The organism is Paenibacillus sp. fava2 (assembly GCF_058313675.1).
In genome coordinates this window covers 4294196-4309377 of sequence record NZ_CM177755.1, presented here as the reverse complement: position 1 = coordinate 4309377, position 15182 = coordinate 4294196, and the positions used below count along the sequence as shown (strand labels likewise).

14 protein-coding genes are annotated in these 15182 nt (G+C 51.9%); 12 read left to right on the top strand and 2 right to left on the bottom strand.

The window, feature by feature from the left end; translation table 11 throughout:
- Positions 1 to 56 precede the first annotated feature (56 nt).
- Genes AC4G46_RS18695 through AC4G46_RS18685 form a run of 3 tightly spaced genes read left to right on the top strand, consistent with a single transcriptional unit; the run spans position 57 to position 2512 of the window.
- Positions 57 to 1151: an NADH:flavin oxidoreductase gene (locus AC4G46_RS18695; protein WP_491124046.1), complete on the top strand. Its 1095-nt coding sequence runs from the start codon at positions 57 to 59 to the stop codon at positions 1149 to 1151.
- A 26-nt stretch (positions 1152 to 1177) separates the two neighbouring features.
- A complete protein-coding gene (locus tag AC4G46_RS18690; RefSeq protein WP_491124045.1) occupies positions 1178 to 1315 on the top strand; it encodes a hypothetical protein in 138 nt (45 codons plus the stop codon).
- A gap of 6 nt (positions 1316 to 1321) precedes the next feature.
- The gene (locus AC4G46_RS18685) at positions 1322 to 2512 is read left to right on the top strand and encodes a beta-ketoacyl synthase N-terminal-like domain-containing protein (protein ID WP_491124044.1); all 1191 of its coding nucleotides are present in this window, start codon (positions 1322 to 1324) and stop codon (positions 2510 to 2512) included.
- Between the two features lie 16 nt (positions 2513 to 2528).
- On the opposite strand, the gene AC4G46_RS18680 is transcribed toward AC4G46_RS18685, so the two are convergent.
- The gene (locus tag AC4G46_RS18680) at positions 2529 to 4136 is read right to left on the bottom strand and encodes an alpha/beta fold hydrolase (RefSeq protein WP_491124043.1); all 1608 of its coding nucleotides are present in this window, start codon (positions 4134 to 4136) and stop codon (positions 2529 to 2531) included.
- A 431-nt stretch (positions 4137 to 4567) separates the two neighbouring features.
- On the opposite strand from AC4G46_RS18680, the gene miaB reads away from it, so the two are divergent.
- The 9 genes from miaB to AC4G46_RS18635 all read left to right on the top strand — a co-directional run bounded on the left by miaB (position 4568) and on the right by AC4G46_RS18635 (position 14550).
- A complete protein-coding gene (gene miaB / locus AC4G46_RS18675; protein ID WP_491124042.1) occupies positions 4568 to 6175 on the top strand; it encodes a tRNA (N6-isopentenyl adenosine(37)-C2)-methylthiotransferase MiaB in 1608 nt (535 codons plus the stop codon).
- 24 nt (positions 6176 to 6199) lie between these two features.
- On the top strand, positions 6200 to 6652 hold the full coding sequence (locus AC4G46_RS18670) for a YlbF/YmcA family competence regulator (protein ID WP_491124041.1): 453 nt from the start codon (positions 6200 to 6202) through the stop codon (positions 6650 to 6652).
- Positions 6653 to 6795: 143 nt separating this feature from the next.
- Complete coding sequence (locus tag AC4G46_RS18665) at positions 6796 to 7566, top strand: NUDIX domain-containing protein (protein WP_068720927.1); 771 nt, start codon at positions 6796 to 6798, stop codon at positions 7564 to 7566.
- Between the two features lie 47 nt (positions 7567 to 7613).
- Positions 7614 to 8162: a cysteine hydrolase family protein gene (locus tag AC4G46_RS18660; RefSeq protein ID WP_491124040.1), complete on the top strand. Its 549-nt coding sequence runs from the start codon at positions 7614 to 7616 to the stop codon at positions 8160 to 8162.
- Positions 8163 to 8184: 22 nt separating this feature from the next.
- The gene (locus AC4G46_RS18655; RefSeq protein ID WP_491124039.1) at positions 8185 to 9636 is read left to right on the top strand and encodes a nicotinate phosphoribosyltransferase; all 1452 of its coding nucleotides are present in this window, start codon (positions 8185 to 8187) and stop codon (positions 9634 to 9636) included.
- Positions 9637 to 10046: 410 nt separating this feature from the next.
- On the top strand, positions 10047 to 11057 hold the full coding sequence (locus tag AC4G46_RS18650) for a 2-oxoacid:acceptor oxidoreductase family protein (RefSeq protein WP_491124038.1): 1011 nt from the start codon (positions 10047 to 10049) through the stop codon (positions 11055 to 11057).
- Between the two features lie 26 nt (positions 11058 to 11083).
- Entirely contained in the window at positions 11084 to 13390 is a 2307-nt protein-coding gene (locus AC4G46_RS18645) for a thiamine pyrophosphate-dependent enzyme (RefSeq protein WP_491124037.1), read from the top strand.
- A 196-nt stretch (positions 13391 to 13586) separates the two neighbouring features.
- Positions 13587 to 14192 carry a DUF1349 domain-containing protein gene (locus tag AC4G46_RS18640; protein WP_491124036.1) on the top strand — a complete coding sequence of 202 codons (606 nt, stop codon included), beginning with the start codon at positions 13587 to 13589 and terminating at the stop codon, positions 14190 to 14192.
- A gap of 118 nt (positions 14193 to 14310) precedes the next feature.
- The gene (locus AC4G46_RS18635) at positions 14311 to 14550 is read left to right on the top strand and encodes a hypothetical protein (protein ID WP_491124035.1); all 240 of its coding nucleotides are present in this window, start codon (positions 14311 to 14313) and stop codon (positions 14548 to 14550) included.
- A gap of 81 nt (positions 14551 to 14631) precedes the next feature.
- Here AC4G46_RS18635 and AC4G46_RS18630 read toward each other — a convergent pair whose 3' ends face one another.
- Positions 14632 to 15147 (bottom strand): MogA/MoaB family molybdenum cofactor biosynthesis protein, encoded by a 516-nt coding sequence (locus tag AC4G46_RS18630; protein ID WP_491124034.1) that lies wholly within the window; start codon positions 15145 to 15147, stop codon positions 14632 to 14634.
- Positions 15148 to 15182 lie beyond the last annotated feature (35 nt).

Here is a 15182-nt window from a genome sequence, read left to right as displayed (position 1 = left end):
CCAGCCATCATAATATACTTACTTAAAGTAATTATATTATGTAATGGAGGACCGATATGAACACAGACCTATTGTTTACTCCTTTTCAGGCAGGGACGCTGTCCCTTGATAACCGGATTGTTATGGCTCCGATGACCCGTGCTTTTTCGCCGGAAGGTGTGCCCGGTCCTGATGTGGCTGCCTATTACCGCAAACGGGCGGAGGGCGGTGTCGGGCTGATTGTTACTGAAGGCACGGCGATCAACCACCCGGCAGCTGTCAGTCATCCCGGCATCCCGAATTTCCACGGCGAAGCCGCGCTTGAGGGCTGGGCGGATGTAGTCAGGGAAGTCCACGCAGCCGGAGGCACAATTATTCCGCAGCTCTGGCATGTCGGCATGGCCCGTTCCATTGGCGATCTGCCGAATGCGGATGCGCTGCCGGTCGGGCCGTCCGGACTGAGTCTCTCCGGCGAGCCGGTGACTGAGCCGATGACCAGGCAGCAGATCGACGGCATTGTTGCAGCCTTCGCGCAAGCGGCAGCGGATGCCAAGCGAATCGGCTTTGACGGCATCGAACTGCACGGGGCACATGGTTATCTGATCGACCAGTTCTTCTGGGAGAAGACCAATCAGCGCACAGATGAGTACGGCGGTGATCTGGAAGCCCGAACAACCTTTGCCGTGGAAATTATTGACGCCTGCCGCCGTGCTGTGGGTCCGGATTTCCCGATCGTGCTTCGCTTCTCGCAGTGGAAGAGCGGCGACTATACAGCCAAGCTGGCCCGTACACCGGACGAGCTGGCCCGGTTCCTGACACCGCTGAGCAATGCCGGCGTAGACATTTTCCACTGCTCCACCCGCCGCTTCTGGTTGCCTGAGTTCGAAGGCTCCGAGCTTAATCTGGCCGGCTGGACGAAGCAGATTACCGGTAAACCGGTAATTACCGTAGGCTCTGTAGGCCTGAATAGTGAATTTACAGGCGGTGCAGCAGACCAGCATGAGGAGGATAACCTCGATCGTCTGCTGGAGCGGCTGGAGAAAGGCGAATTTGATCTTGTTGCTGTAGGCAGAGCGCTGATCAGCGACCCCGAGTGGCCGGCCAAAGTACAGAGCGGACGCAAGGAGGAGATTATTCCGTTTACTCCGGCTGCAACCCGAACATTAAGCTAATTTATTTTTCGAATGCATAAACAGCAATGAATAACAACATCAGTGAAAAGAGCTTCAACCGTTTGCTTAAGATTCTGATCTGCCGGATCCCGGATCTGGCAAGCGGCGAAAGCTCTTTTTGGCGTGGTTTCCTAATACAATTTATTCTCCGCGAAAAAGGGTGAATTAGGATGAAGCAGCGTATAGCTGTAACCGGGTTTGGGGTTAAGGTGCCTAATGGTGAAAATTGTGATGAACTGCTGCAGAATCTGCTGAGCGGAGATTATAAGTTTACAGTGCGGAAGGATCTTACCCCTGACGGGGCTTCGCTTACGGTTGGTGAAATTAAACAGGATCTCGGCATATTGGATGAGAAGCAGTACCGGGTGCTGCCGCGGATAGCAAAACTTGCGATCAGCACCCTTACGGAAGCGCTCGAAATGTCACAGCTGGACCTTAAAGATCCGGAGACAAGTACAGGAATATTTATGGGAACGACCATGGGAGGAACCACAGAACTTGAGGAGATGGTCAGACTTTCGTCCGGGGATCAGTTCAAGGAAATGCCGGTCTACTGCTGCGGACTGGTGCACTATCACAGTCTGGCCTCGGCGGTTGCGGGCTATTTTCAGCTGAACGGGATTACCAAAACGGTGACCACCGGCTGCACCGCCGGTATAGAAGCTATAGAAGATGCGATGATGTATCTGCAAAACGGCCGGATCAATACGGCACTTGTGGGTGCTGCTGACAGCAGCAGCAATAAAGTGACCGTTTTTGGTTTTGGCAAACTGCGGGCCCTGCCGTTCAATCAGCAGGTGGAGGCGGCAGGTGCTCCTTTCAGCAAAAAGAGCAAGGGTTTTATTTTATCAGAAGGAGCTGCGGGTTTGATTCTGGAAACAGAAGAGCATGCGAAAGCCCGAAAAGCAGTGATATACGGCTACATTGATGCTATAGCGACTAATAACGACAGTAAATCGGTAAACGGACATGATCCGGCTGGCAATAAAATGAAGCAGGCAGTAAACCGTGTATTGGGCGGAAGAATACCGGATTATTACAACAGCCAGGCTCTCGGTTATGCTCCGAATGACAGTATCGAGGACATAGTCTCCCGGGATGTGTTCCATCACAAGGTTCGCCTGACTTCCGTCAAAGGGCTGATCGGGCATCCGTTCAGTGTAAGCGGGCCTGCACAGATTATTGCTTCGCTGCTTGGTTTCCGGGAGCAGTTCATCCCCCGGACGATCCGAACGGACCAGTCAGGGTATGAACATCTTCCGCTAATCACAGAGACCCTGCTGCAGCCAACCGCTAAAGTGCTGATTACGAGCCACGGTTACGGCGGTAACAATGCATGTGTGTATTTGACGAGAGCCTGAGCCGAATTCAGCCGGCCTACCGGGCTCCAGGCTTCTCTGACGCCGGCTGCAGCTTAGCCAGCTTGCTGCGCCATGTCCTGGCTTCCTGTTTCTGCTGGTTCAGCTCATATAGCACTGCAATCCGTTCATACGCATCATACTCTTCCGAATTGAACAGAACGACATATTTCAGGCAGGCGATTGCACTTGTATATTTACCTAGTTTAGCCAGTACATCCGCCTGATAATGGGCCAAAGCAACCAGATCGATCTCCAGACGGGTCCGCAGATTCAGGTTCCAGTCCTGATCCAGATTCCGGAAAAGCTCATCATCAACTTGCTGGAAGATATCCTGGATCAGGCTGTCTTTACGTACAGGGTCTGTTTCCTTAACCGCCAGCCTGGTTTTCTCCAGCAGGCTCAGCAGGTCACAGTCTACCGGAGCCATCAGTGAAATCTGCTGGTTATCACTGTATAGCAGCTGTGTTTCTTCATTATTAAGCAGCTGCTTCAGATGATTCAGGCAGACACGAAGCTGGTTACGGGCCTTTGTGTTGTCCATGTCCTTCCAGAGGTCCTCGCACAGCTGGTCCCGGGCAGCGGCCGGGTGCAGCAGCAGGTAAATCAGCAGCTCTTTGGCGCTTCTTCTTCCCCAGCCGCTCAGCACCTGCGTATCATCAAGGAAGACTTGAAATGATTTCAGCAGCGTTACTTTTAGCCGGACAACAGAAGCAGCAGGGACAGCAATGTCATCAAACTGCGACTCCCCGTTCACCAGTCCGATAAAATCGGAATGCAGCTCCAATAAATAAGGATCAAGCGGTGCCCGGTTACTGGTCTCAGTATCAAAAAACATCCGGATCTGCTTATATGTCTCCTCCGGCTGGTCATAAAACAGCATATTGGATGCATTGTAGACTGTCATAAAACGGCAGTTTGGATTCGCTGAGGCAATCAGGCCGGACAGGTACGGCGGGTACATCGGATCGCGTTCCCCTGTCAGCAGAAGCAGTGGTCCTGTGTGCTTTTTGAACATCTCCATAATCTCGTCATGCGCTCCCGCAAAAAAATCCAGCAGCTCAATATAGCTGTCAAAGCTTACTCTGGCGAATGCAGCGTAGAGCCTGTCAATTTCCGGTGTTCCAGGCTGAAAAAGCGTTGCATTCGGAACGACATGGCCGGCCAGGGCGCTCATGGACTGATGCTGCAGCAGATTTTTGCGGTAGTCTGCATATTTGCCGGCAGTGCTGCTTGAACTGAATAACGGCAGTGACAGCATAACATTGCTGCGAACTTTTGCAGGATATACTTTAGTATAGTAGAGGCCGATAATGCATCCTGCACCATGGGAGATGATATCAAATTGCTCAATCCCCAGCCGGCGCAACAGGCTGTCCAGATGTTCAACATAGATCCAGGCCAGTTTGGATGGATCAATGCTGTCTATACTGCTCTGTCCGTGTCCGCGGAAATCGTATCTGAGCAGATGAAATTCATCTTCCATGAAGGGAAGGATCCGGTCCCAGGTGGTATGGTCGAAGCCCATCCCGTGAATCAGGACAAGCGTGCGGGTATTTGCGTGAGCCTGTTTGGCCTCTTTATATTCGTAATGTAATTGTAAACCGCTCTCCAAAGAATGCTTCATTTGAGTGCTCCTCTGTCTGGCCGCTTAATCTATGTATCTATGTGATCGAAAAAAAAGGCTGTTATTTTATCATAATATGCGGTTTTTTGTAGAAAAGTGTAACGTTAATGTAACGGTATGCTGTTAGAATGGGATAAAGCTGAATCTACGGGGAGATGATTTGCTGAAATGAAGATGTTTTTCATCTGCGTCAAAAAAACCAAACTTGAGATGGTGTACCTGCGAATGTACATCCGCCGCAAATGATGATGCTCTGCACACTATATATATTACACTGAGCCTTCCAGCTGACTTCGGCCGGAAGGTTTATTCGTTATTCCTGCATTGCGGATGGATTGGCCTCCAACATTTATGCTATAATTTTTTATTGGCGATAATAAAATTAACCGATTTGATTACTGAAGCTTTTCATTCATAAAGGACGTGAAAACATGACAATGGGGAATAACTCACCGGACTTAAAATCCGGCAAGGGCGGTTCGAAGGATTACTCGAAGTATTTTGATTTTTCTGATGCCAAAGTCATCAGTGAAGAAGAGGGAAAAACGACTTACCGGATAAAGGGACGTACCGTACAAATCAACTCCAACCCGGATTATAAGGAAGGCAAGCGCCGGGGCAAGCAGGAGATCGAGGTCATTAACTTTGAAGACGCGGAAACCATCCGGATTATGGAGCAGTTCCGTGAAATGAACAGTCATAAACAGCAGTATTATTTTATTGCTACTTACGGCTGCCAGATGAATGAGCATGATACCGAAACGATGAAGGGCATGCTGGAGGAAATGGGCTACCAGCCGGTGGAAGACCGGAATGAAGCGGATATTATTCTGCTGAATACGTGCGCGATCCGCGAGAATGCTGAAGATAAAGTGTTCGGCGAGCTGGGCCACCTCAAAACACTCAAGCTGGAAAAGCCGGGGCTGCTATTGGGCGTCTGCGGCTGTATGTCCCAGGAAGAGGGTGTGGTGAACCGGATTATGGCCAAGCACGGGTTCGTGGACATGATCTTCGGAACGCATAATATTCACCGTCTGCCGCAGATCATCAAGGAATCGCTGTTCAGCAAGGAGCTTGTGGTCGAGGTCTGGTCTAAGGAAGGCGACATCATTGAGAATCTTCCCAAGAAGCGGGAAGGCATGCGCGCCTGGGTGAACATCATGTACGGCTGTGACAAGTTCTGTACCTACTGCATTGTACCATTCACCCGCGGTAAAGAGCGCAGCCGCCGTCCGGAGGACGTAATCACTGAAGTACGCGAGCTGGCCCGTCTGGGCTTTAAGGAAGTAACGCTGCTCGGACAGAATGTAAATGCCTACGGCAAGGATTTTACAGATATGGACTATACATTCGGGGATTTGATGGACGATATGCGCAAGATTGATATCCCGCGCATCCGCTTCATGACCTCTCATCCCCGCGATTTTGACGATAGATTAATTGAAGTGCTGGGCAAAGGCGGCAATCTGACAGAACATATTCATCTGCCGGTGCAGTCGGGAAGCTCAGCTGTGCTTAAGAAAATGAGCCGTAAATATACGCGCGAAGCTTATCTGGAGCTGGTCTATAAGCTGAAAGCCAGTGTGCCGGATGCCGTGCTGACCACGGATATCATCGTCGGCTTCCCCGGCGAAACCGAGGAACAGTTTGAAGAGACGCTGTCCCTCGTCCGTGAAGTAGGTTATGATATGGCATATACCTTCATTTACTCGCCGCGTGAGGGTACGCCGGCTGCAGCTATGGAGGATAATGTTCCGCTTGAAGTGAAGAACGGGCGGCTGAAACGCCTGAATGATCTGATTAAGGAACAGAGCCGGGTAAGCAACGACCGGATGCTCGGTGAACTGGTGGAAGTGCTGGTGGAGGGGGAGAGCAAGAATAACGCAAATGTACTCTCCGGACGCTCCCGTGCCAACAAGCTTGTTCATTTCGAGGGTCCCAAGGAGCTGATCGGCAGCTTTGTGCAGGTTAGAATTACCGATACTAAAACCTGGTATATCAAAGGGGATTATGTGGCAGAGGCTGCAGCAGTCCTCTAATCATAGAGAAATGGGGCGAGAAGCATGAGCCAGGAGAACCCGAATGTGAACAAATACGGCATGCAGAGCTACGATACCCGTGATCTGATTGTACGTGAGGATATTATGGGCAAAGCCAAGGAGCTTGCTGCACTGATCTCCACCAGCGAAGAAGTGCGGCATTTTCAGCAGGCGGAGCTCAAAATCCAGAATCACGAGCGGGTGCAGGGGCTGATTGCCACCATTAAGAAGAAGCAGAAGGAGATTGTCGCCTTTGAAAGCTTCGGCAATAAAGCGATGGTTGCGAAGATAGAGCAGGAAATCGAAGCGCTGCAGGATGAGATCGACGGCATTCCGGTGGTGAATGAGTTCCAGCAGAGCCAGAGCGATATCAACTACCTGCTGCAGCTGGTCATTTCGGTCATCAGGGATACCGTTTCTGATAAAATCAGCGTGGAGGCCGGCACGGATGCGCCGCCGTCTACCTGCGGAGATTGATTCGGGCTTGAGAGGGGGGCGGATGAAGATCCGTCCCTTTATCTACATCTGAATGTGCCGGATTTATTGATTTTAGAAGAGCAGGTTTGATACATTAAACGATACGAACAGTAAACAATGACAGCGGCAAAGGATGATCTAAAGTGAGCGAGAACGTGGAACAAACCTACAACGCCAAAAAGTACCGCACTCCGGACGGAGTTCCGGCCGACATTGTGATGTTCACTTTGACGAAGCGGGAACGGAAGACGGTCACGAAGACACTTCCTCTGCGCGAGCTGAAGGTAATGCTGATCCGGCGCAAAAAATGGCCGTGTGCCGGCATGTGGGCGCTGCCCGGAGGCTTTTGCCAGGAGGATGAGTCTATCTATGATGCGGCAACGCGGGAGCTGAAAGAGGAGACCGGGGTAGACGGCGGACATCTGGAGTATCTTGGTGTGTACAGTACCCCCGGACGTGATCCGCGCGGCTGGATTATCAGCCATGCTTTTTTTGCGCTGGTGGAGGAATGGATGCTGGAGCAGAGACAAGCCTCGGATGATGCCGGTGAGGTCGGCCTGTTTACCCTGCAGGAAGCGCTGGAAGAGCTTGAGCTTGCTTTTGACCATCATGACATTATTAAGGATGCTTATCTGCGGATTCAGCAGCAGATGCTGCAGACGACGATTGCCCGGCAGTTTTTACCCCGGCATTTTACACTAAGCGAGCTTTATCAGGTTATCCAGACGGTAGTGCCTGAGTTCAAAGAGCCGAATTTTATCCGCAAAATCACTTCAACTCGCAGCAGGCAGGGTATATTAAAAGAAGTGCGTGATGAAGCAGGTAACCCGGTCAGCTCGAACCAGTATTCCCAGCGGCCTGCGCAGCTCTACATGTTCACTGACCACGAGCCATTATTATCTATTTATACTTGATATAGTGCTTCAATCACCGTCTTACTACACTAAAGGAGGCTTATCCAATGAAGGCATTGATCGTGATAGATTTCACCAATGATTTTGTTGACGGCAGTCTGCCTGTCGGGCAGCCGGGAATTGATATTGCACCCAGAGTCAATGAATTGACGGAGCAGTTTGTAGCAAACGGAGATTATGTAGTAATGGCGGTTGACCTGCATGAGGCGGCTGATCCTTATCATCCCGAGAGCAGGCTGTTTCCGCCCCATAACCTGCGGGAGACGTCCGGACGGGAGCTGTATGGCGGTCTGAAGGCTGTCTATGAAGAACACCAGGGATCTATCTATTGGATGGACAAAACACGCTACAGCGCCTTTTGCGGTACCGATCTGGAGCTTAAGCTGCGTGAGCGCGGAATACAGGAACTGCATCTGATCGGAGTCTGCACCGATATTTGTGTGCTGCATACTGCGGTCGATGCCTACAACAAAGGATTCGGAATTGTGATCCATGAGGATGCAGTGGCCAGCTTTAACGCAGACGGACATGCATGGGCGCTCGGGCATTTCCGGGGCAGCCTCGGAGCACAAGTGGTACGTGCCGATGCAGAATAAGACAGGTCTAGGAGATGAGGATTTGAGGAGAGAGCTTGCTCTACATACAGACAAGTACCAGATAAACATGATGTACGCCCATTGGGTGAATGGGACGCATAAGCGCAAGGCGGTATTTGAGGCGTACTTCCGCAAGCTGCCCTTTGGCAACGGTTTTGCCGTTTTCGCCGGACTGGAGCGCATAGCCCAATATATCAGAGACCTGCGGTTCACGGAAGATGATATCCGTTATCTGTCGGAGCAGGAGGAGAATTATGCGCCGGCCTTCCTCGAGGAGCTGCTGCAGTTCCACTTCAAGGGAAACATCCATGCCATGAAGGAAGGAGCGCTTGTCTTTCCGGATGAGCCGCTGGTACGCGTTGAAGGCACAATAATGGAAGCGCAGCTCGTGGAGACGGCGATTCTGAACTTTATGAATTACCAGACGCTGATTGCCACCAAGGCTTCGCGGATCAAGCAGGTTGCCCCCAACGACATCCTGCTGGAGTTCGGTACCCGCAGGGCGCAGGAGGCGGATGCAGCGGTATGGGGCGCACGGGCGGCCTATATCGGCGGCTTCCACGCCACCTCCAACATGCTGGCCGGGCGGATGTTCGGCATCCCGACCAAAGGCACGCATGCCCATTCCTGGGTCCAGAGCTTCAGCAGCGAGCAGGAAGCATTCGACGCCTATGCCAAGGTGCTGCCGGACGGCGTTACTCTGCTGGTAGATACCTTTGATACCCTTCGCAGCGGTGTGCCGCATGCGATCAATACCGCCAGGAAGCTGGAAGCCGAGGGCAAGAAGATGAATGCCATCCGCCTGGACAGCGGCGACTTGGCGTACCTGTCCATTCAGGCGCGCAAGATGCTGGATGAGGCAGGACTTGATTACGTGAAGATTGTAGCTTCCAATGATCTGGACGAGAATACGATTATGGATCTTAAGCTGCAAGGGGCAGCGATTGATACCTGGGGTGTCGGCACGCAGCTGATTACCGCAGCCGATCAGCCTTCTCTGGGCGGGGTGTATAAGCTGGTAGAGATCGAGTCAGCTACCGGTGAGATGATCCCGACCATCAAGATCTCCTCCAATCCCGAGAAGGTCTCTACACCCGGCAAGAAGGATGTATTCCGCATTGTCGGCACGAACGGCAAGGCGATGGCCGATTATATCAGCTCCCCGGATGAGGCTTCCCCGCGCAACGGTGCCCGGATCAAGCTGTTTAACCCGCTGCATCCCTACCTGCGCAAGAATGTCGACAAGTACGAGGCGCTGCCGATGCTGGAGCCGATTTTCGTGAACGGGTTCCAGGTCTACTCGCTGCCGCCGCTGGAGGAAATCCGCCGCTATCATGAGCAGCAGCTCGACTTGTTCTGGCCGGAATATCTTCGTAAGCTGAATCCCGAGGTGTACCGTGTTAACCTCAGTGAACAGGTATGGAACCGCAAGCAGCAGCTGATCGCCGAGCACATGCAGCTGGATCTTGAATAGCCCTATTTTGCCCCCGGAGGCCCATCCATTGGATGGGCTTTTTATGTTACCACGACCGCTGGCTGGAGGTTGTACTTGTGATAAATATCATGTTTTATGTGACAAATTTAACATCTTAATTTTTAATTTTATAGCTAAATTAAGGGTGACCTTGTGATCGCGGGAAGCTCGAAAATGACGGATTACACATAATTTTCACATTTTGCAATTTCTATGGCAGGTTACCTTCTGTTCAGGTAACGCGGCACTGTCGCGTATAAAGAAATCGATCAAAATCTATAAAATATTGTGATTCCCGAACCCGTGAAAATGCAAGATTTGTCACATTCGTTACCATCAATATCACGTTACAATCATTGAAAAAGTCAAAAGGAATGTTTTATTCTTGACACTCGAAAGGGGTTATGTCGGTGGTACAACTACCAAAAGTAAACAGTCTGGGATTCTTTGAAATCCGGCTGGAATCCATTGGAGGACTCGGGGCTAACCTGGCCGGTAAAATGCTTGCGGAAGCAGGCGTTGTCGGAGCAGGGCTTAACGGGGTCAGCTTCTCATCCTATGGCTCGGAGAAAAAAGGCTCGCCTGTCAAAGCCCACATCCGGTTCTGTGATCTGGACACGCATATCCGCGATACTTCGCCGGTAGAACGTCCGCATGTGGTTGGCGTATTCCATGAAGCGCTCGCCAAGACTATCAATGTAACCAGCGGGATCAGCGAAGACAGCACCGTTCTTGTGAACTCGGCCAAGACGCCGGAAGAACTCAAAGAACTGCTGAAGCTCAAAGCCGGAACCATTGCTGTAATTGATGCAACAAGTATTGCATTGAAAGAGAAAAACCGCGTAAATATGGCCATGCTTGGCGCGCTTTTCCGGCTTTGTCCGTTCCTTGACACGGAGACGATGAAGGGCGTTATCGAGAAATCGCTCGGCAAGAAATATCCGCAGGCGGTACAGTCCGCCATTACGACCTTTGAGCGCGGCTACAACGAAGTGAAGTTTATGCATTTTGAGCTGCCTGAAGGAGAGAGCATGCCTGAATATGTACGGTCTGACATTTCGGCACTTGGATACGAAACCCAGCCGATGGGCGGATCGATTGTGAATCCCGGCAACAGCTTCCTGAAGAACCTCAGCATTTCCCGTTCCGGCATGATTCCGGCTTACGAGAACGAGTCCTGCATCAATTGTGCACAGTGCGATACCGTCTGTCCTGACCAGTGTTTTGTCTGGGAAGAACGGCTTGACCGCAAAGGGCGTTCGCAGATGTTCCTGCTGGGTATCGACTACCAGTACTGCAAAGGCTGCCTGAAATGCGTTGGCGCCTGCCCGACCTCGGCACTGTCCAGCATCCTTGAGAAGGAAGGCTATGCCGACAGCCACACTGTGAAACATACCTTTGATTTGGTCTCGCAATTATAAATCCGGTAAGAAGGGCGGAATGAACTATGGCTATTGATTATGAAAAAGAAATAGGCTCTGCCAAGGTAGAGCAGAAATTCCTGTATGAATCAGGCAATGAAATGGCAGCCTACGCTGCCCACCAGATCAATTATCATGTTATGGGATATTTCCCGATCTCGCCATCGACGGAGGTAGCCCAATTCCTTGATTCGATGAAAGCAAGCGGACAGCATGATATTATGCTCGTTCCTTCAGATGGTGAACACAGCTCGGCAGGGATCTGTTACGGTGCCTCGACAGCGGGCGGACGCGTATTTAACGCAACCAGTGCGCAGGGCTACATGTTCATGCTGGAGCAGCTGCCTGTACAAGCAGGTACGCGTATGCCTATGGTTATGAACCTGATCTGCCGCTCGATCTCAGGGCCTCTGAACATTCACGGTGACCACTCTGACTTGTATTTTGCACTCAATACCGGCTGGCCGATCCTGATGTGCCGTGACCCGCAATCGGTCTACGACATGAATCTGATGGCACTGAAGCTGGCAGAGCATGCGAAGGTCCGTCTGCCGGTTATGGTTGCTTCGGACGGTTATTTCACGTCCCACCAGAAGCGCCGCGTACAGGCTTTCGCCCACCGGCAGGATGTCCATAACTTTGTGGGTGAACAGCCTCCGGTAGGGTTCACCGATACGCTTGACCGGAACAATCCGGTTACGGTTGGTCCTTACATGAATGAACCGGATTATATCAACAACCGTTATCAGCAGTCCGTAGCGATGTATAATGCCGGAGAGGTATTTGAAGAAATCGCCCAGGAATTTGCTGAACTGACCGGCCGCCATTATCCGATGATCGAGCAGTACCGGATGGAGGATGCCGATGTTGCCGTCTTCCTGATGAACTCTGCGTCCGAGATCATCAAGGATGTTGTCGATCAGCTGCGCCTGCAGGGCATCAAAGCCGGTGCGATCTCGCCGAATATGATCCGCCCATTCCCGCAGAAGCAGATTGCCGAAGCGCTGAAGAATGTCAAAGCCATTACTGTCGGTGACCGTGCGGATTCCGTCGGAGGGCACGGCGGTAACATGGTCAACGAAATCAAGGCCGCCCTGTTCACACACGGCAACACAACAACCAAGGTCATCAGCCGGATCTACGGGCTGGGCGGCAAAGACTTCTACGCAGAAGACGGCCATCACTTCTTCCAGCTGGCTATGGATGCAGTTGTTGCCGACCGTGTTGAAGTGCCGTTCGATTACTACGGCCACAATCCGGGTGAAGCGGACAAAGCGCCAAAGCGCCTGCTGAAGCCGATGGATTTCGATTCCCTGAAAACCGGGCTGATTACCGTTACCAAGAATGAAGAGACCGGCAAGCTGGCGGTTAAGGTTCCGCCGGTACGGAGCCTAATGAAGAAGCCTAGACGCCTGTCTCCGGGGCATGGCGCATGTCCGGGCTGCGGTATTTTCTCAGGACTCGAGCTGTTCTTCAGAGGGATTGAAGGAGATATCGTCGCGCTGTATCACACAGGCTGCGCTATGGTAACTACAACCGGTTATCCGTATTCCTCCCACAAATCTACGTTTATCCATAACCTGTTCCAGAACGGTGCCGCTACGCTGTCCGGTGTAGTAGAAATGTTCTGGGAACGCAAGCGCCGCGGCGAGCTGGATGGCTTGGGCCTCAAGGAAGACTTTACTTTCGTGATGGTTACCGGCGACGGCGGGATGGATATCGGGATGGGACCTGCTATCGGTGCTGCCCTGCGCGGACACAAAATGATTATCGTCGAGTACGATAATGAAGGCTACATGAATACCGGTGCGCAGCAGTCGTATTCGACACCGCTTGGTCACCGTACTTCCACATCAAGCATCGGCAAAACACAGCAGGGTAAGGTAACCCAGCACAAGGATACTGCGCAGATTATGGCGGCTACCAACATTCCTTATGTGTTCACCGGCTGTGAAGCTTACCCGCAGGATTTGCTGAAAAAAGCGGCGAAGGCACAGTGGTATGCGCAGAATGAAGGTCTGGTCTACGGCAAGATTCTGATTGCCTGCCCGCTGAACTGGATGAGCGAGGACAAGGAAGGAACGAATATCGTATCCCTGGCCGTTGAATCCTGCTTCTTCCCGCTGTATGAAGTGGAGCAGGGCGTTACTAACATTACCTACAATCCGGAAGAAAAGAACAAGCGGGTTGAAGTGTCTGCATGGCTGAAGACGATGGGTAAAACCCGCCATCTGCTCAAGCCGGAGAACGAGCCTGCACTGCGCAGCTTCGAGAGTGAGGTTCAGCGCCGCTGGAGCAAGCTCGTCGCTAAGCATGAGCATCCGGACCTGTAAGCAACTGCGGCTTCATATCTTTTAATATCTCACAGCCTGACAGCATATTGTCAGGCTGTGTTTGTGCTATCCGGGCGGTTTTTATATCTGATATCGGCTAGAAAGCTGCATTTTCGGCTGTATTTTGATAGAGTAGGATTGATGAATCCAGGAAGGCATGAATATTCTATACAGCTGAATCCGGTAAAGGAGCGTATTGGTGATGAGAATGGTGGACTGGCAGGACGGAATCTGGAGTAATGAGCCGCATTCGGTTGCAGAGCAGAACGGCAGGCTGATTGTTCAGGCTGTGGAGGAAAGTGATTACTGGCAGAAAACCATGTACGGCTTTCAGCATGATAACGGGCATGCGCTGCTTGCAGCTTGGACAGAAGGAACTGCGGTAGAAGTCAGTTTTGACGCCGGAAGCCTTACCGAGCTGTATGACCAGGCGGGTATTATGCTGTGGCACAGCCCGCTGCAGTGGATCAAGGCCGGGGTGGAAATCAATGACGGCGTGCCGCATATAGGTGCTGTGGTAACAGATCAATATTCTGACTGGTCGCTCTCACCTGTTCCGGAATGGGCCGGGCAGATTGTGACCATCCGTGCTTCACGCCTGAAGGATGCCGTCATCCTCAGAGCCAGAACCGGCGCGCATCCATGGCGCACGATCCGGGTCGCCAGATTTCCCTACACGTCGGAGATACAGGCAGGCCCGATGCTCTGTGCGCCGACCAGACCCGGGCTCAGGGTGGAATTCACAAGCTGGATCTCTACTTCACCGGATACAGATGTTCATGATGAGCCTCCGGGGGAATGAGCTTGTCACCTGTTACCCTATTTAGACTCCTTTCAGAATAGCCGGCATATTACTTTTGCATAATTACCGTTTCTCTCAGCCATTCTAAGCATAAACATCCTGCTGGGAGGAAGCTTTGATGAGATTTCAGATTATACTGCTGGCTGTTGCACTGGCTGCCGGGTTAGGAAGTACGGGTAATTTCCCGCCTAAAGGCATCAATCAAGCGTATATTACACCGTTTAGAAGCCTGGAAGAGTCCACAGTGGCTTCTGGTGCCCGACTGTATACCTCTATGGAGAAAGAGAAGGGTAAATATACAGATAAGGTAAAAGCGCTGTTTAATCAGCTACTGGACGGGCTGCATGCCTCGCATTAGCGCATGATGGAATCTCCATAATAAATAAACAGGCCGGTAACTGCATCGACAGATGCGTTACCGGCCTGTTTGGACTTCCTGCTATTCCTTCTTATAAATCTCCCTCATCACATGCCGCAGCTCAGGAACAATCAGCCGGCTCATCGCCAGCTTGATGGCTCCCGTAGAGCCGGGCATCGAGAATACCGCTGTATTGCCGATCGTGCCGGCGATAGCCCGGCTCAGGATGGCAGCGGAGCCGATATCCTCGGTAAAGCTGAGCAGCCGGAAGATTTCGCCGAAGCCCGGCAGCGACTTGTCGAGCAGAGAAGCGACAGCCTCATAGGTGGTGTCGCGCGGTGAAATACCCGTGCCGCCGGTCAGCAGCACGGCTTCGATGCCGGAATGGACGGAGCTTTTGTAGACCAGCTCACGGATATCCTCGTAGTCGTCTTTGACGATGGTGCGGCCGACGACCTGATAACCGGCCTCCTCCAGCATCGATACAAGGAGCTGGCCTCCGGTGTCTGTCTCCATGGTACGGGTATCCGAGACGGTGATGACGTAGCAGGCTACGGTCTGTGGTGCTTGCTTGCGGTGTTCATCGACAGATGACATATAATCCACTCCTAGAGTCCAAATCTGTTTCCTAT

Bases quoted from the DNA above. Each gene is read 5' to 3' on its own strand.
- miaB (WP_491124042.1), top strand. From the start codon at position 4,568: ATGACAATGGGGAATAACTCACCGGACTTAAAATCCGGCAAGGGCGGT.
- AC4G46_RS18660 (WP_491124040.1), top strand. From the start codon at position 7,614: ATGAAGGCATTGATCGTGATAGATTTCACCAATGATTTTGTTGACGGC.
- AC4G46_RS18630 (WP_491124034.1), bottom strand. From the start codon at position 15,147: ATGTCATCTGTCGATGAACACCGCAAGCAAGCACCACAGACCGTAGCC.
- AC4G46_RS18635 (WP_491124035.1), top strand. From the start codon at position 14,311: ATGAGATTTCAGATTATACTGCTGGCTGTTGCACTGGCTGCCGGGTTA.
- AC4G46_RS18680 (WP_491124043.1), bottom strand. From the start codon at position 4,136: ATGAAGCATTCTTTGGAGAGCGGTTTACAATTACATTACGAATATAAA.
- AC4G46_RS18645 (WP_491124037.1), top strand. From the start codon at position 11,084: ATGGCTATTGATTATGAAAAAGAAATAGGCTCTGCCAAGGTAGAGCAG.
- AC4G46_RS18695 (WP_491124046.1), top strand. From the start codon at position 57: ATGAACACAGACCTATTGTTTACTCCTTTTCAGGCAGGGACGCTGTCC.
- AC4G46_RS18670 (WP_491124041.1), top strand. From the start codon at position 6,200: ATGAGCCAGGAGAACCCGAATGTGAACAAATACGGCATGCAGAGCTAC.
- AC4G46_RS18685 (WP_491124044.1), top strand. From the start codon at position 1,322: ATGAAGCAGCGTATAGCTGTAACCGGGTTTGGGGTTAAGGTGCCTAAT.
- AC4G46_RS18690 (WP_491124045.1), top strand. From the start codon at position 1,178: ATGAATAACAACATCAGTGAAAAGAGCTTCAACCGTTTGCTTAAGATT.